General features: G+C 72.3%; 13 protein-coding genes. 8 read left to right on the plus strand and 5 right to left on the minus strand.

Annotation, left to right across the window (positions count from 1 at the left end):
* Positions 1-86 precede the first annotated feature (86 nt).
* Genes ACFYXC_RS01210 through ACFYXC_RS01220 form a run of 3 tightly spaced genes read right to left on the minus strand, consistent with a single transcriptional unit; the run spans position 87 to position 3378 of the window.
* A complete protein-coding gene (locus ACFYXC_RS01210) occupies positions 87-2312 on the minus strand; it encodes an ArnT family glycosyltransferase (RefSeq protein ID WP_389545417.1) in 2226 nt (741 codons plus the stop codon).
* A 51-nt stretch (positions 2313-2363) separates the two neighbouring features.
* The gene (locus ACFYXC_RS01215) at positions 2364-2591 is read right to left on the minus strand and encodes a DUF397 domain-containing protein (RefSeq protein WP_389545420.1); all 228 of its coding nucleotides are present in this window, start codon (positions 2589-2591) and stop codon (positions 2364-2366) included.
* The gene (locus tag ACFYXC_RS01220; protein WP_389546724.1) at positions 2584-3378 is read right to left on the minus strand and encodes a Scr1 family TA system antitoxin-like transcriptional regulator; all 795 of its coding nucleotides are present in this window, start codon (positions 3376-3378) and stop codon (positions 2584-2586) included. The genes ACFYXC_RS01215 and ACFYXC_RS01220 overlap by 8 nt, the downstream gene beginning before the upstream one ends.
* Positions 3379-3540: 162 nt before the next feature.
* On the opposite strand from ACFYXC_RS01220, the gene ACFYXC_RS01225 reads away from it, so the two are divergent.
* From ACFYXC_RS01225 to ACFYXC_RS01260, 8 genes are all read left to right on the plus strand, one after another.
* Entirely contained in the window at positions 3541-3876 is a 336-nt protein-coding gene (locus ACFYXC_RS01225) for a hypothetical protein (RefSeq protein WP_389545423.1), read from the plus strand.
* Positions 3873-4208, plus strand: a complete 336-nt coding sequence (locus ACFYXC_RS01230; RefSeq protein WP_389545426.1) for a hypothetical protein — start codon at positions 3873-3875, stop codon at positions 4206-4208. Before ACFYXC_RS01225 ends, ACFYXC_RS01230 begins: the two co-directional genes overlap by 4 nt.
* Before the next feature lie 132 nt (positions 4209-4340).
* Complete coding sequence (locus ACFYXC_RS01235; RefSeq protein WP_389545429.1) at positions 4341-5075, plus strand: hypothetical protein; 735 nt, start codon at positions 4341-4343, stop codon at positions 5073-5075.
* 382 nt (positions 5076-5457) lie between these two features.
* Positions 5458-6303, plus strand: a complete 846-nt coding sequence (locus ACFYXC_RS01240; protein WP_389545432.1) for a calcium-binding protein — start codon at positions 5458-5460, stop codon at positions 6301-6303.
* A gap of 116 nt (positions 6304-6419) precedes the next feature.
* Entirely contained in the window at positions 6420-7472 is a 1053-nt protein-coding gene (locus ACFYXC_RS01245; protein ID WP_389545435.1) for an esterase-like activity of phytase family protein, read from the plus strand.
* A 127-nt stretch (positions 7473-7599) separates the two neighbouring features.
* Entirely contained in the window at positions 7600-11340 is a 3741-nt protein-coding gene (locus ACFYXC_RS01250; protein ID WP_389545438.1) for an ABC transporter ATP-binding protein, read from the plus strand.
* Positions 11341-11523: 183 nt separating this feature from the next.
* Positions 11524-11910 carry a hypothetical protein gene (locus ACFYXC_RS01255; RefSeq protein WP_389546727.1) on the plus strand — a complete coding sequence of 129 codons (387 nt, stop codon included), beginning with the start codon at positions 11524-11526 and terminating at the stop codon, positions 11908-11910.
* Positions 11911-12050: 140 nt separating this feature from the next.
* Positions 12051-13505 (plus strand): S28 family serine protease, encoded by a 1455-nt coding sequence (locus tag ACFYXC_RS01260; RefSeq protein WP_389545440.1) that lies wholly within the window; start codon positions 12051-12053, stop codon positions 13503-13505.
* Positions 13506-13603: 98 nt separating this feature from the next.
* On the opposite strand, the gene ACFYXC_RS01265 is transcribed toward ACFYXC_RS01260, so the two are convergent.
* Positions 13604-14308: a hypothetical protein gene (locus tag ACFYXC_RS01265; protein ID WP_389545443.1), complete on the minus strand. Its 705-nt coding sequence runs from the start codon at positions 14306-14308 to the stop codon at positions 13604-13606.
* Positions 14309-14457: 149 nt separating this feature from the next.
* Positions 14458-16287: a glycoside hydrolase family 3 protein gene (locus ACFYXC_RS01270; protein WP_389545445.1), complete on the minus strand. Its 1830-nt coding sequence runs from the start codon at positions 16285-16287 to the stop codon at positions 14458-14460.
* Positions 16288-16413 lie beyond the last annotated feature (126 nt).

A 16413-nucleotide genomic window follows, 5' to 3' on the forward strand; every position in this document is an offset into this window, starting at 1 on the left:
TTCTCGCATACGACGCAACCCTCGGCCGTTTCCGGTCCGAGGGCTGCGAGGCGGCAGGGTCTACCCCAACTGGCGCAGGGATGGCCCTAGTTGACGTCGGACGCGTCGAGGCGGTAGAGCGTCTGCGTGTTCTGGCTGTCCTGGCTGTCCTGGGTGCTCTGGGCTCCCTCGGTGTTCTGCGAGTCCGAGGACGTGGCGCCGTACTCGCTCGCCTGCACCGCCGTGGCGTGTTCCTGGACCCAGGCGGTCACCTCGGAGCTGACGCTGTCGGAGCCACCGCCGGGACCGCCGCCCGTGCCGCCGCCTCCGCCCATGCCTCCGCCGAGCACGATGTAGTGCAGCTCGCCCTTCCTCACGAGCTCCTTCAGCTTGGCGAGGGTCATCGCCCTGTCGCTGCCGGACCAGCCCCACATGGAGATGACGGGCTGCTTCGTGCTGACGATCAGCTGGGCCGCGCTCTGCGAACTGGACACGGCGACCAGCCACTTGGCGCCGTCCCGGTGCTTCTCCAGGTACGAGGTCATGGCGCTGTCGGCGCCGCCGCCCATGCCTCCGCCGCCCATACCGGTCGGCGGGGTGCCGGTCTGGCCGCCCTGCTCCTGGCCGTCGCCCTGTCGCTGGCCGGTCGGGGCGCCGGTCGGGGCGCCGCTGGGGGCTCCGTTGGGGGGCGTGCCCATCTGGCCGCCGCCCGGGGCCGCGCCGCCGGCTTCCGCACCGCCCTGCTGGCCGCCTTGCTGCCGGCCGCCGGGGGCCTGGCCACCGCCGGGGAATCCACCCCGGCCGCCACCGCCACCGCCGCCGGGGCCACCGCCCATGCCGCCACCGGTGGTGGGGCCGGCGGTCGGGTTCGTACCGTTCATGCCGCCGCCGGAACTCGCGGTCACGGAGGCCGCGTACGCCGTGGGTCCGGCGAGGGAGGCGATGACGGCCGCGACGACGGCACCGGTGAGGAAACGGGCCCGGCGCCCGGACCGGAAGAGGAACAGTCCGACGATCGCCAGGACCATCACCACGGCGACGGTCGGCCACAGCCAGGAGTTCCAGCCGGAGGCGCGCCGCAGCAGGACGACGGCCCAGATGCCGGTGGCGGCGAACGCCACGGGCAGCACCCAGGACCAGCGCTTGGCGTCACCCGTGCGGAAGGCGTTCAGGAGCATGGCCCCGCCGCCTCCGCACAGCGCCGCGATGCCGGGGGCGAGGGCGGTCGTGTAGTACGGGTGCATGGTGCCTTCGGCGAGGCTGAAGGTGAGGTAATGCAGCACGGTCCAGCCGCCCCAGAGGATCAGCGCGGCGCGTGTGAGGTCCGTACGGGGTGCGCGGCCGCGCAGGACGAGGCCGCCGACGAGGGCGATCCCGGCGAAGGGGAGGAGCCAGGAGATCTGGCCGCCCAGCACCTCGTTGAACATCCGGCCGAGGCCGGCGGTCCCGGAGAAGCCGCCTCCGCCACCACCGCCCCCGCCGCCGTTGCCCTCGCCGCCGAGGACGCGGCCGAGGCCGTTGTAGCCCATGATCAGGTCCCAGGCGGTGCCGTCCGTGGAGCCGCCGATGTACGGCCGCGACGAGGTGGGCACGAGGGACACGGCGGCGGCCCACCAGAAGCTGGAGACGGCGAGGGCGACGGCGGCGACGGCGAGGTTGCGTACGCGCCGGAGGAGGCCGCCCCGGGCGGCGTACAGGTAGACGGCGAAGGCCGCGGGCAGGGCGATGTACCCCTGGAGCATCTTGGTGTTGAAGGCGAACCCGAAGCACACGGCCGCGCCGACGAGCGGGAGCAGCTTGCCGTTGTGGACGGCGCGCAGGGCGAGGGCGGCGCCTCCGACCATGAGCAGGACGAGCAGGGTGTCCGGGTTGTTGTCGCGGTTGATGGCGACGGTGATCGGGGTGAGCGCGAGGACGAGCGCGGCGACGGCGGCGGCGCCGTGCCCCCAGACGCGCTTGACCGAGGAGTGCAGGATCCAGATCGTGCCGAGGGCGGCGGCGACGAGCGGCAGCATCATCTGCCAGGTGCCGTAGCCGAAGACGCGGCAGGACAGCCCCATCACCATCAGGACGAGGGGTGGCTTGTCCACGGTCAGGAAGTTCCCGGCGTCCAGCGAGCCGAAGAACCACGCCTTCCAGCTCTGCGTGCCGCTGAGCACGGCGGCGCTGTAGAAGCTGTTGAGGCTGGCGGAGGAGAGGTTCCAGGAGTACAGCACGCCGGCCAGCACGAGGATCGCGGCGAGCACGGGCAGCGACCAGCGGGGCGTCTTCGCGGGCGGCGGCGAGGCGACGGCCTCGGGGGCGTGGGGGTAGGGATCGGTGGCAGATGTCACGAGGTCATCGTGCGCGGCCGGATTTGGCGCGGGCTGTGGCCGACCTGGGCTTCAGCTGTGAACGGGGTCGCCCTCGGCTTTGACGCCGAGGACGAACGAGGCCCAGCCGCTCGCGGAGAAGAGGAGGACGGGACCGAGCGGGTCCTTGGAGTCCCGCACGGGCACGCCGGCCGGGTGGCCGTCGAGCACTTCCAGGCAGCTGCCGGCTTCGGGGCCGCTGTACGACGACTTGCGCCAGCCGGTTGCTATGACACTGTCGGGGACGCTCTGGTCAGGCATCGTGTCCGAATTCCTTCGCTACGGCTTTCAGCATGGCGAGAGACTCCTTCAGTGACAGCGCGTCACTCAGGGCCAGATGGTAGGCGCTCTGGAGCCGGGCGACCACGGTGGGGGAGTCGTGCAGTTTGCCCACCTGGACGCCTTCCGAGTACGCCACCGGCGGTTGGTCCTCGAACCACAGCAGCGTGAGCATGCCCTGAAGCAGGTGGTAGGCGCCGGCTCCGTACGGGACTACATGCACGCGTACTCGCCCGCTTTCCACCAAGCGGACCAGGTGGGTGAGTTGCTCCGCCATGACGGCGGGGCTGCCTACGATCCGTCGTAGCACCGCCTCGTCGAGCAGCGCCCACACCACCGGCGTCACCGGATCGTCGAGGATCTTCGCCCGTTCAAGGCGTGTGACAAGGCGCCTGTCACATTCATCTTCACCCGCCGGAGGGAACGACGTGCTCAGAACCGCACGTGCGTACCTTTCCGTCTGGAGGATTCCGGGGACGAACGACAGGGCGAACTCGCGGATCATGACCGCCTGTTGTTCGAGGAGGCGGGCCGCCTCGAAGTAGTCGGCGACCGCCGCGTCCTCCGCGGGCAAGAAGCTGCTCAGTACGTTCCCCGTGTTCAGGACCCTGTCCAGGCGTCGTGCGTCCTCTTTCGACGGGATGCGGCGGCCCGCCTCGATGTGTGAGATGTGCGAACGCGTCATGACCGCCGCGTCCGCCAGCTCCTGCTGCGTCAGCCCCGCCGTCTCGCGCTGCTGCTTGAGCCAGTCACCGTACGTGCTGGTCATGGCCACTCCTTTGTGACAAATGCCTGGTCACATCCCGCCCTCTGGCGAGGCTAGCCGAACACGCAGCACACTGTGACGAGTTCGCTACGCACAGCGATACCCCCGCGACCGCGCGACCGGTCCGGGGGCGTGGTCACCAACCTGCACAAGGAAGTTGATGACATGAGCCACCGTATCGTCCGGTTCGTCGAACCGTTGCTGCGGCTGCTGTTTCCCGGATCGGGACGCCACCGCCTGCCGAAGGGCACGGAGGCGGAGCAGGCGTCCGGGCGGGGCCGGCACCGTGCCTTTCCCGACGCCCCGGCCCGCACCACCCGCCGCACCGGCTGCCGTCCCCTGCGGGGCGAGGACCACGTGATGGTCCGGCCCTACCTCGTGGAGCACGAACGCCGCGAGGAGGCCCGGCAGCAGCGGGCCCGCCGCCGTGCCCTGTGGCTCGCCACGCGCGGCGTCGACATCGGACCGCGGCGGATCCACGGCGTGGAGGTGTCCGCGTGACCGGCGCCGGCGCCGACGCCGGCGATCCCGCGGCGACGGTCCGTTCGGTCCGCCTGCTGCCGTGGACCGGCGAGGAGGGCAGACCCTGCTACCTCGTGGGAGACGGGACCGGCCCCCTCACCCGCATCGCGGACCGCGTCGAGAGCGTGCAGCTCGACATGTCCGCCGAACTCCTCGGCCACGCCGCCGAGCTGCTCGCCGACCGCCGGGCCACCGCGGACCAGCTCCGCTATCTGGCCGCCCGCCTGACCGAGGCACTGACGGACGTGCACCGCGTCGCGGAGAGCCGGGGCGCCCGTATCCGCGCCTCTGTAACAGATACCGGCGATTGATCCTGGCCGTGCAACAGCGGCGACGGCCGGTGAACCACCACCCGGCGTGCGGCATTTAACGGGGTGAGCCCGACGCACCGGTCGAGCTCGACGACCAGCACGTGACGCCACGCCGCCGAAAGGGCACCCGCCATGTCTCTCCGCCGCACCAGCACCCGTTCCCGTACGCTCGCCGCCGTCGGCTTCCTGGCGGCCGCGGGGCTGTTCCTCACCGCGTGCGGCCCCGAGGACTCCGCTGCCGGTGCCGACTCCTCCTCGGCCCCCTCCGCCTCCTCCTCCGGCCCGTCCGCCCCGGACACCCCGGCCGGCTCCTCCGGTCCCACGCAGGCCGGTGCGGGCAAGGGCGTGAACGGCACGTTCACCGGCACCCTCACCTATCTGGCGCCCGGCAAGCTGCTGGTCGGCAAGCAGGCGTTCTGGGTGGCCGAGGACACGGAGATCACCGGCGCCGGGATATGCGGCGATCCCGAGACGCCGGGGGCGGAGAAGTGCACCGCCGACCAGCTGGACGACGCGGCCCGGGCCGGGAACGTCCGGGTCGAGGTGGTGATGGCGAAGGGCATCGCGACCAGGGTCTTCGCCCCGGAGGGCGGAGGCGGCGACGCCTCGGCACCGCCGGCCGGCGCGGACGGCGTCTTCACCGGCACGCTGACCTACCTGGCGCCGGGCAAGCTCCTCGTCGGCGACCGCGCCTTCTGGGTGGCCGAGGACACGCTGATCACGGGCGGCGAGATCTGCGGCGACCCCGAGAAGCCGGAGACCGAGCGCTGCACCCCCGACGAACTGGACGACACGGCGAAGACCGGCGCCCTGAAGGTGGAGGTGGCGATCGAGAAGGGGGTCGCCGAGCGGGTCACCCAGGCATAGCGGCCGGACGAACGTCCACGCGCCGACCGGCGCTGTTCACACGGTCGTCGAGCGGTCGTCGCGCGCTGCTCACCGTGGACGGCTAGCGGCGCAGCTGACCTGCGGATTCGAGGAAGAGAAGACGGTTTCCCGTACAACCACCGTCCCCGGTTCCGGGTCTCACCGGGTGAGTGGAGACAACACCTGTCCCACTCGTCGCACAGGCCACACCGGGCGGTCCGATCAACCGCCCGATGATGCGCCCCGTCAACCGTCCGCCCGCCGTGTGAACGCGTCACCGGCGGCGGACCGTGCCCGCGACCGCCCCGCGGTGGTCCCCGTCGGCACGGCGTGAACCCACACCTCCATGACCTCCACGACTCCCATGAAGGGTCCCTTCCGCATGCGCGCTTTACGACTCCTCTCCGCCACCACCCTCGGCCTCACCCTCACCGGCGCCGCCCTCCTGGCGCCCGTCGCCCGGGCGGACACCGCGGTCTCGGCGTCCGTCACCCGTCACGACGGCTCGATCCGGTACCTGGCCGTTCCCGGACAGGTGAACGACCTGAAGATCTCCAGCGAGGTCATCGACGTCGACCCCGACGAGCAGGGGGAGGACTACCTCATCACCTTCCGCGACCGGGCCGACATCACCATCGGCTACGACGGGTGCACCTACCCGTCGGCGACCGACCACACCGTCGTCCAGTGCCTGGAACCCGCCCCCCTCGGCTCCGACGACTCGAACCAGTACGACGTCGACCTCGGTGACGGGAACGACACCGCGACGGCCGGCGCCGGCAGCGCGCAGGGCACGATCGAGGGCGGTGACGGCGACGACGTCCTGACGGGCAGGTACGCCAACCACCTGAGCGGCGGAGCGGGCGACGACCGCATCCAGGGCGTCGACGGCACCTGGATCCGCGGCGCGGACGGCGGCGACGGCGAGGACACCATCCTCGCCGGCTGCGACTACACCTGCCGGGGCGGCGCGGGCAACGACACCCTCACACCGGTCGCCGACGCCGACGGGCACTACGCCAGCCTGTACGGCGACGACGGCGACGACCTCGTGCGCGGCACACCCGAGGACGACGACCTCTACGGCGGCAGGGGCAACGACACCCTGTACGGCCTCGCGGGCGACGACACCATCTACGGCAACACTGGAAACGACACGCTGTACGGCGGGGCGGGCAACGACACCCTGTCCGGCGGCGCGGGCGTCAACAAGGTCCACCAGGACTGACGTCCACCAGGACTGACCGGTGAGGCCGGGCGGCGGGCACGCACACCGTGTGCCCGCTGTCCGGAATTCACGGCCAGTACCCTTCGCCTCAACCCGCGGCCCCCTACCGTGACGCCATGCGCCTGAGATCCGTACTCGCCGTCCTCACCGCCGGGCTGGCCGCGGCCACCTGCGTCACCGCCGCCGGACCCGCCACCGCCCAGCCGGGACCGGCCGACTCCGCCCGCGGGAAAGCCTGTTCGCCCGCCGTCTCCATCGACCGCTTCTCCGACGCCCTCGACAAGACGACGTACGAGGGCACGTTCGTCGGCAACTTCTCCGCGCTGGCCGTGGACCGCGGCGGCGCGCTCGTCGCGCTCTCCGACCGGTCCTCCCTCTTCACCCTGGACCCGAGGACGCTGAGCCCGCGCTCCGTCGTGCCGCTGGCCGACGAGAGCGGCGCCGCGCTGGACTCCGAGGGGCTCGTCGTCGACCGCGACGGCACCCGGCTCGTGTCGTCGGAGACCGAGCCGTCCGTACGCCGGTACGGGCGGGACGGCACCGTCCTCGGCCGCCTCCCGGTGCCGGACGCCCTGCGCGTCGCCCCGGCCGGCCGCGCCGCCTCCAACCAGACCTTCGAGGCGCTGACCCTCCTCCCCGGCGGCCGCACCCTGCTGGCCGGCATGGAGGGCTCCCTGTCCGGCGACACGCCGGGAATCGTGCGCCTCCAGACCTGGCAGCGGCACCCCGGTCACGGGGCCCGCGACTTCCGGCTCGCGGCCCAGTACGGCTACCGCACGGACACCGGGCTCGGGGTCGTGGAGACCACCGCCACCCCCGACGGCCGCCTCCTCGTCCTGGAGCGCGGCTTCACGGCCGGCGTCGGCAACACGGTCCGCCTCTACCTCGCCGACCCGCGCCGCGCCACCGACACCGGCCGCGTCGAGGCGCTGACCGGCCAAGGCGGCGTACGCCTCGTCCGCAAGACCCTGCTCGCCGACCTCGTGGACTGCCCCTCCCTCGGCGCCACCGCCAAGCAGCCGCAGCCCAACCCGCTCCTCGACAACATCGAGGGCATGACCATCACCGGCCGCGCCCACGGCGGCGCGCTCAAGATCCTGCTGGTCAGCGACGACAACCAGGGCGCGGCCCAGACGACCCGCTTCTACTCCCTCCGCGTACGCCTCTGAGCAGCACCCTCCGCGTACACCTCCGAGCAGACGCGTACGACATGAATTGTTGCGGAGGGATGAAATCCGCTTCCCTCCGTGTTGGTGCCTTCCGGACCATCGGGCCGGAAGAGGGAAGGCACCAGGAGTGACAACGCAGCGGGGATGGGCACGGCGGCTGGCCGGGTACGCCTGGCGGTACCCGAAGGACGTCGTGCTCGCGCTGGGCGCCTCGCTCGGGGGCATGGCCGTCATGGCCCTCGTCCCCCTGATCACCAAGGTGATCATCGACGACGTCGTCGGGGACCACTCCCGTGACATGGCCCCCTGGGCCGGCGCGCTCATAGGCGCCGGCGTCGTCGTCTACGTCCTCACCTACATCCGCCGCTACTACGGCGGCCGCCTCGCCCTCGACGTCCAGCACGACCTGCGCACCGACATGTACGACACGATCGTGCGCCTCGACGGCAGACGCCAGGACGAGCTGTCGACGGGCCAGGTGGTGGGCCGCGCGACCAGTGACCTCCAGCTGATCCAGGGCCTGCTCTTCATGCTCCCGATGACGATCGGGAACATCCTCCTCTTCCTGATCTCCCTCGGGATCATGGCCTGGCTGTCGCTCCCGCTCACCCTCGTCGCGCTGGCCGTCGCCCCCGCCATCTGGTTCATCGCCCGCCGCAGCCGCTCCCGGCTGCACCCGGCGACCTGGTACGCCCAGGCGCAGGCCGCCGCCGTGGCCGGGGTCGTCGACGGCGCGGTCAGCGGCGTACGGGTGGTGAAGGGCTTCGGGCAGGAGGACCAGGAGACCGGGAAGCTCCGCGAGATCGGCCGCCGGCTCTTCGCGGGCCGCCTGCGCACCATCCGCCTCAACTCGAAGTACACCCCCGCCCTCCAGGCGGTCCCGGCCCTCGGCCAGGTCGCCATGCTGGCCCTCGGCGGCTGGCTGGCGGTGAAGGGCCAGGTCACCCTCGGCACGTTCGTGGCCTTCTCCTCCTACCTCGCCCAGCTCGTCGGACCCGTCCGGATGCTCGCCATGGTCCTCACGGTCGGCCAGCAGGCGCGGGCCGGCGCCGAACGCGTCCTGGAGCTGATCGACACCAGGCCGTCGATGGAGGACGGGACGAAGAACCTCCCGGCCGACGCGCCCGCGACCGTCGAGTTCGACGGCGTGTCCTTCGCCTACGACGACGCCCGCCCGGTCCTCTCCGGCCTCAGCTTCGAGATCCGCGCGGGCGAGACCCTCGCGGTCGTCGGCTCGTCCGGCTCCGGCAAGTCCACCGTCTCCCTGCTCCTGCCGCGCTTCTACGACGTGACCGGGGGAGCGGTCCTCGTCGGCGGCCTGGACGTGCGCGAGCTGACCCTCGACTCGCTGCGCGCCGCCATCGGCCTCGTCCCGGAGGACTCCTTCCTCTTCTCGGACACCGTCGCCTCCAACATCGCGTACGGCCGCCCCGAGGCCACCCGGGAGGAGATCGAGACGGCCGCCCGGGCCGCGCAGGCGCACGGTTTCATCACCGCGCTGCCCGACGGCTACGACACCAAGGTCGGCGAGCACGGCCTCACCCTCTCCGGCGGCCAGCGCCAGCGCGTCGCCCTCGCCCGCGCGATCCTCACCGACCCCCGCCTGCTGGTCCTCGACGACGCCACCTCCGCCGTCGACGCCCGGGTCGAGCACGAGATCCACGAGGCCCTGCGCGGAGTCATGGCGGGCCGCACGACGCTCCTCATCGCCCACCGCCGCTCCACCCTGAACCTCGCCGACCGCATCGCCGTCCTCGACGGCGGGCGCCTCGCCGACATCGGCACCCACGAGGAGCTGACCGAACGCTCACCGCTCTACCGCAAGCTGCTCACCGACCCGGACGAACTGGGTGGGGTCTCGCCCGGCCACGTCAGGCCGTCCTGTCCGGCGGACGACCCGGAGGACACCTCCGTACGCGACGAGCTGGACGCGGAGTTCGACGCCGAGCGCGGTGTCACCCCGCGTCTGTGGAGCGGCGACCGCGAGCCCAAGGACATGGCGCTGGCCGGTACGCCCGCCACCCCCGAACTCCTCGCCGAGGTCGACGCCCTGCCGCCCGCCACCGACCTCCCGGACATCGACGAGGCACGCGCGGTCACCCCCGAGGACTCGTACGGGCTGCGGCGGCTGCTGCGGGGCTTCGGGCTGCCGCTGCTCGTCAGCCTCGGGCTCGTCGCCGTCGACGCGGGCATGGGCCTGCTGCTGCCGGTCCTGATCCGGCACGGCATCGACGAGGGCGTCACGCGGACGGCGCTCGGCGGGGTGTGGGCGGCCTCGGTGATCGCCCTGCTCAGCGTGCTCGTCCAGTGGGCGGCGCAGACCGGCGAGATCCGGATGACCGGACGCACCGGCGAACGGGTCCTGTACTCGCTCCGGCTGAAGATCTTCGCGCAGCTCCAGCGGCTCGGACTCGACTACTACGAGCGGGAGCTGACCGGCCGCATCATGACCCGGATGACGACGGACGTGGACGCGCTGTCCACGTTCCTGCAGACCGGCCTGGTCACCGCCTTCGTCTCCGTCGTCACGTTCTTCGGCATCATGGCCGCGCTGCTCGTCATCGACGTACAGCTCGCGCTGGTCGTCTTCCTCACGCTGCCGCCGCTGATCGTCGGCACGTTCTTCTTCCGCCGCTCCAGCGTGAAGGCGTACGAACTGGCCCGTGAGCGGGTGTCCGTGGTGAACGCCGACCTCCAGGAGTCGGTGTCGGGGCTGCGCATCCTCCAGGCGTTCCGCCGCGAGGGCGCGGGCGGCCGGCGCTTCGCGGAGGGCAGCGACAGCTACCGCCAGGCCCGGATCCGTGGACAGTGGCTCATCTCCGTCTACTTCCCGTTCGTGCAGCTGCTGTCCGCGGTGGCCGCCACCGCCGTGCTCGTCGTGGGCGCCGGGCGGGTCGACGCGGGCACCCTCACCACCGGTGCGCTGGTGGCGTACCTCCTCTACATCGACCTGTTCTTCGCCCCCGTGCAGCAGCTTTCGCAGGTCTTCGACGGCTACCAGCAGGCGACCGTCTCGCTCGGCCGGATCCAGGAGCTGCTGCGGGAGCCGACGTCCACCACGGCCGCCGCCAAGCCCCTCGACGTACCGTCCCTGCGCGGCGAGATCGCCTTCGAGGACGTGGACTTCGCGTACGGCCGCCCCGGCGACCCGGACGCCGAGGCGGAGGAAGCCCTCAGCGGGGTCCGGCTGCGCATCCCCGCAGGGCAGACCGTCGCGTTCGTCGGCGAGACGGGCGCGGGCAAGTCGACCCTGGTCAAACTGGTCGCCCGCTTCTACGACCCCACCGGCGGCCGGGTCACCGTCGACGGCACGGACCTGCGCACGCTCGACCTGACCGCGTACCGGCACCGGCTCGGTGTCGTCCCGCAGGAGGCGTACCTCTTCCAGGGCACGGTCCGGGACGCCATCGCCTACGGCCGCCCCGACGCCACCGACGCCGAGGTGGAGGCCGCGGCCCGCGCGGTCGGCGCGCACGACATGATCGCCACACTGGACGGCGGCTACCTCCACGAGGTCGCCGAGCGCGGCCGCAACCTCTCCGCCGGACAGCGCCAGCTGATCGCGCTGGCCCGCGCCGAGCTGGTCGACCCGGACATTCTGCTCCTCGACGAGGCCACGGCCGCGCTCGACCTGGCCACCGAGGCGCAGGTCAACCAGGCCACCGACCGCATAGCGGGCCGCCGTACGACGCTGGTGGTCGCGCACCGGCTGACCACGGCCGCGCGGGCCGACCGGGTCGTGGTGATGGCCGGCGGCCGGGTCGCGGAGGACGGCACGCACGACGAACTGCTCGCCCTCGACGGCCGGTACGCGCGGCTGTGGCGGACGTTCGTGGGCGAGCCGGACCCGGTCGGCACGGTGACGTGATCCAGGGGACGTGACCCAAGGGACGTGAACCGGGGGACGTGACCCGGGCGGAACGCGTCCCGGATCTCATCGCGAATACGCAGAAAAGCCGCAACCGGCCGGTAGAGCAACCGTTCGCCCTACGCCATGCGTCCGTACATCAGTACGCCAGCTGCCGAGGGCCGAGGAGGGACACCCGTGGAGATGGGCGCGATACGCCGACGCCTCGCGCTCGGCACGGCCGTGCTGACGGCCTCCGGGCTGCTGGCGCTCGCGGGCCCGGCGGTCGGTGACGCGTCGGCGGCGGCCCTGTGCGCCGGGCGGAAGATGCGCACGCTGTCCTTCTCCACCGGTTTCGTGGACGTCCACAAGAAGCGCGGCTACGTCTGCGCGGTGACCTACCCCAAGAAGGTGGGCGCCCGCCGCTACATGATGGTGAGCGTGCAGGCGCGCGGCAGCGAACGCGTGCCGAACGCCGGACGGTTCAAGAAGTACGCGGGCCCCGTGCGGGTGCACGCGGGCCACCGCTGCGTACGGATCAGGGGAGCCGTCGGCTCCGGCTCCGTCAGCACGGGCTGGATCCTCTGCTGAGCCGGCCGGTCCGCCCGCTCCCGCCGCCCAGTCACGCGATCTTCGTCCCCTGCTGTCCGTAATGCGCCCGGCATCCCCTGGTGCGACAGCTGTCGCTCCGCTAAGTTCCGGCGGACATCTGCGTATTCAGGGGAGAACGCATGCGCAAGACGCTCAGATGGCTGTTGTCTCTCGTGGTGCTCATAGGCACCGTGAGCACGGCCGGGGCGGCCACCGCCGCCCAGCCGGACACCACCGGCACCCGTACCGGCCTCGTCACGGACCGGGCCGCGGACATCAAGGACCGGCTCCTCGCGATACCGGGCATGAGCCTGGTCGAGGAGAAGCCGTACACCGGCTACCGTTTCTTCGTCCTCAACTACACCCAGCCGGTCGACCACCGCCGCCCGTCCAGGGGCACCTTCCAGCAGCGCATCACCGTGCTGCACAAGGACACGGCCCGCCCGACGGTCTTCTACACCGGCGGCTACAACGTCTCCACGACCCCGAGCCGCCGCGAGCCGACCCAGATCGTGGACGGCAACCAGGTCTCCATGGAGTACCGCTACTTCACCCCGTCCCGGCCCGCGCCGGCGGACTGGTCGAAGCTCGACATCTGGCAGGCGGCCAGCGACCAGCACCGCATCTTCAAGGCCCTCAAGCCGGTCTACGACAAGAAGTGGATCTCCACCGGCGGTTCGAAGGGCGGCATGACCGCCACGTACTTCGAGCGCTTCTACCCGCGTGACATGGACGGCGTCGTCGCGTACGTCGCCCCCAACGACGTGGTGAACAAGGAGGATTCGGCGTACGACCGGTTCTTCGCGAAGGTCGGCACCAAGGAGTGCCGCGCCCGGCTGAACGCGGTGCAGCGCGAGGCGCTGGTGCGCCGCGCGCCGCTGGAGAAGAAGTATGAGGAACTGGCCGCCGCCGAGGGCTACACCTTCGACACCATCGGCAGCCTGGACAAGGCGTACGAGGCGGTCGTCCTCGACTACGTGTGGGGCTTCTGGCAGTACAGCCTGCTCGCCGACTGCGACACCATCCCGGCGGACGCGAAGAACGCGACGGACGACGAGATCTGGACGTCGATCGACACGATCTCCGGCTTCTCGTTCTACACCGACCAGGGCCTGTCGCCCTACACGCCGTACTACTACCAGGCGGGCACGCAGCTCGGCGCGCCGACCATCACGTTCCCGCACATCGAGAAGAAGTACGTCCGCTACGGCTACCAGCCGCCGCGCAACTTCGTGCCGCGGGACATCGGGATGACGTTCCAGCCGGGCGCGATGCGTGACGTCGACAGCTGGGTCAAGCACAACGCGCACCGCATGCTGTTCGTGTACGGGCAGAACGACCCGTGGGGCGCCGAGCCGTTCCGCCTCGGCAAGGGCGCCCGTGACGCGTACGTCTTCACGGCCCCCGGCGCCAACCACGGCGCCAACGTCGCGGGTCTCGTCCCCGACCAGAAGGCCCACGCCACGGCCCGCATCCTGCAGTGGGCGGGCGTCGCCCCGGCCGCCGTCCAGGCGGACCCGGAGAAGGCGAAGCCGCTGGCCAGGTACGACGCGAAGCTGGACAAGCGCACCGACGAGCGCCAGCTCCGCCCGTAGTACGCCACGACCGGCGGCACGTGCCGTCAGGACCGGCGGCACCTGCCGCCGGTCCTGACGGCACCCGTCGAGCCGCGCCCGTCCGTCGAGCCCCCGGGCTACACCGGGCGGGCGCAGCCCACGGGCTTCGGCCCGCCCAGTTCGACGTACAGCTCCGTCGACGCGGGGCAGCCGGAACGCTTCTCCACGGCCGACGCCACCTTGTACTCGGGGGCCCTGACGTTCCTGCCGTCGCCCCCGGCGCTCCCGGCGCTCCCGTCGCCCTCGTCGCACGGGGTCTCCCGCACCTCACCCGTGCCCGCGCCGTAGACGCAGTCGCCGACGATGGTGCGGGGGCCTCCGCCGCCGCCCGGGTCGCCCGGGTGCGGGGGCTCCAGATTGCGCATGCACGCGTAGCCCTGCGGGACCGCGCCGTCCCCGTCCTCGTCGGCCGAGGGCTTCTGCTCGCTGATGTGCAGCACGAAGTCCGTGGTGGCGGGGCAGGGCGGCCCCGCGCCCACCCTGCCGTCGTGCCGCGCGACCACCCGCGCCGCGGCCCGTTCGCCGGTGCACGGCACCTCGGTGAACGACTCGCGCCCGAACGAACTGCACTCGTCGATCCCGAGGAACACCACCCCGTACCCCGAGGCCCGGGTGGGACCCGGCGCCGCGGTGGTCTCCCGCGCGCCGTCGTCGTCGGACCCGGCGGACCCCTGGCAGCCCGAGAGGGCGGCCGCCACCAGCACCAGCAGCGCGCACAGCACCCCCGCCGACGCCCTGCCGGGTCCCGCGCGGCGTACGGCCGCGCTCCGTGCATCGCGCATGACACTTCCCCCGATCACCCGCCCAGCGTGACCCGCCACGGCGGGCCCCGCCAGGCGTACGGGGGGCTTTGCGTCAGTTGGGGGCGGCGCGCCGGGGGCACGGCGTAGACCCGGTACGCCAGGCCCGTACGCGCGCCCCCGCAAACGCCCTAGTAGGTCAGGCCGTGCCCCACGGGGTACAGCTCCCGCGCCGGGTCGTCCGCGCGCTGCACCGGCACCGGCAGTCTGCCGCGCGGGCCGGTCCGCCCGGCGAGCACCCGTACCGCGGCGCGCAGTTCGACGTCCGTCCACGAGTACGCCGCCAGGTAGGCCCTGACGTCCGGCAGGTGCGCCACGTCGTACGGGTTGCGGATGGCGAGCGCGACCACCGGACGGCCCGTCGCCAGCAGCTGGGCCACGAGGGTGCGCTGGGCGGAGGCCGCGGTGACGTTGTACGTCCCCACCAGGACCGCGTCGGCGTCCTGGGCCGCCGCGACGGCCCGCGCGATGGTCGCGGCGGAGGGCGCCGTGCCCGTGGACAGCGCGGTCGCGGTGAATCCCAGCTCGGTGAGCGCCGCCGCGAGCACGGTCGTGGGCGGCCCGGTGGTGCCCGACGGCGAGGCCGGATCCGCGCCGACGACGAGCACCTTCCTGTGCGTACGACGGGACAGCGGCAGCAGCCCGCCGGAGTTCACCAGCAGGGTCGTCGTCCGCTCGGCGATCCGGTCGGCCGTCCTCAGGTGCGCCGGGATCCCGACCGTGCGCTCCACGCCCTTCCGTGTGACGTACGGGTCCTTCAGCAGCCCCAGCTTCGCCTTGAGCCGCAGGACGCGCAGGATCGATTCGTCGAGGCGGGCCTCGGTCAGCTCGCCGCCGCGGACGGCCTGGAGGACCGCGTTCCAGGCGATGTCCAGCTTCGGCGGGTTGAGGAGCTGGTCGACACCCGCCTTCAGGGCGAGCACGGGCACCCGGTCGTCGCCGTACTTGGTGCGGACGCCCTCCATGCCGAGCGAGTCCGTCACCACGACCCCGTCGTAACCGAGCCGGTCGCGCAGGATGCCGGTGAGGATCGGGCGGGACAGGGTGGCCGGGTCGCCGGACGGGTCGAGGGCCGGGACCATGATGTGCGCGGTCATGATCGAGTCGATGCCCGCGGCGATCGCGGCCCGGAACGGGGGTGCGTCGAGCTCGTTCCACTGCGTCTCGGTGTGCTCGATGACCGGGAAGCCGTAGTGGCTGTCGGTCTCGGTGTCGCCGTGGCCCGGGAAGTGCTTGGAGGTGGCCGCGACGCCGGCGCCCTGGTAGCCCTTCACCTGGGCGGCGACCAGGCCCGCCACGGCCTCCGGGTCGGCGCCGAAGGAGCGGACGCCGATGACCGGGTTGGCCGGGTTCACGTTCACGTCGGCGACCGGTGCGTAGTCCTGGCGGATGCCCATCGCGCGCAGTTCGGCGCCGCCGATGCGGCCCGCGGTGCGGGCGTCGGTGCGCGAACCGCCCGCGCCGAGGGCCATCGCGCCCGGGAAGAGGGTCGCGGGGGTGCCCACGCGCGCCACTATCCCGTGCTCCTGGTCGGTGGAGACGAGCACGGGCAGGCCGCGGGGCTGGGCCAGCGAGGCCCGCTGGATGCCGTTGCTCAGGTCCGCGATCTGGTGGGGGTCACGGGTGTTGTGCGCCCACGTGAAGTAGATGATGCCGCCGACCCGGTACTTCTCGATCAGCTCGGCGGCCGTCCGTACGCCGATCTCCGCGAGGTTGGCGTCGATGTCGGCCTGGTCGGGCTCGGTCGCGGAGTGCCCGTACACCCGCATCACGAAGAGCTGCCCGACCTTCTCCTCGAGCGTCATACGGGAGACGAGGGCCCGCAGGCGCTCGTCCTCGTGCTTCTTGTCCTCGTGCTTCGCGGTGGCGCCGTCGCCGGCCAGTGCCGGGGCGCCGCCGGCGGCGACGGCCGCCGCCGCGCCCGCGGTCGCCGCGAGCAGCGTACGTCTGGAGGTGTGCACGTGCGCTCCTTCCCAGGAGGGCCCCAGGGCCCGTGGAGGGGCGGGTATGAAGGAAACTGCCAAGGAGTCACGGATATCCGGGAAATTTCTGCCAGTCAAGAGCGCGGACAGGCGCGGACGGGGGAC

Source organism: Streptomyces sp. NPDC002701, from assembly GCF_042889045.1.
Classification (GTDB): domain Bacteria; phylum Actinomycetota; class Actinomycetes; order Streptomycetales; family Streptomycetaceae; genus Streptomyces.

Bases quoted from the DNA above. Each gene is read 5' to 3' on its own strand.
- ACFYXC_RS01240 (WP_389545432.1), top strand. From the start codon at position 5,458: ATGCGCGCTTTACGACTCCTCTCCGCCACCACCCTCGGCCTCACCCTC.
- ACFYXC_RS01235 (WP_389545429.1), top strand. From the start codon at position 4,341: ATGTCTCTCCGCCGCACCAGCACCCGTTCCCGTACGCTCGCCGCCGTC.
- ACFYXC_RS01255 (WP_389546727.1), top strand. From the start codon at position 11,524: ATGGGCGCGATACGCCGACGCCTCGCGCTCGGCACGGCCGTGCTGACG.
- ACFYXC_RS01260 (WP_389545440.1), top strand. From the start codon at position 12,051: ATGCGCAAGACGCTCAGATGGCTGTTGTCTCTCGTGGTGCTCATAGGC.
- ACFYXC_RS01265 (WP_389545443.1), bottom strand. From the start codon at position 14,308: ATGCGCGATGCACGGAGCGCGGCCGTACGCCGCGCGGGACCCGGCAGG.
- ACFYXC_RS01215 (WP_389545420.1), bottom strand. From the start codon at position 2,591: ATGCCTGACCAGAGCGTCCCCGACAGTGTCATAGCAACCGGCTGGCGC.
- ACFYXC_RS01220 (WP_389546724.1), bottom strand. From the start codon at position 3,378: ATGACCAGCACGTACGGTGACTGGCTCAAGCAGCAGCGCGAGACGGCG.
- ACFYXC_RS01225 (WP_389545423.1), top strand. From the start codon at position 3,541: ATGAGCCACCGTATCGTCCGGTTCGTCGAACCGTTGCTGCGGCTGCTG.
- ACFYXC_RS01245 (WP_389545435.1), top strand. From the start codon at position 6,420: ATGCGCCTGAGATCCGTACTCGCCGTCCTCACCGCCGGGCTGGCCGCG.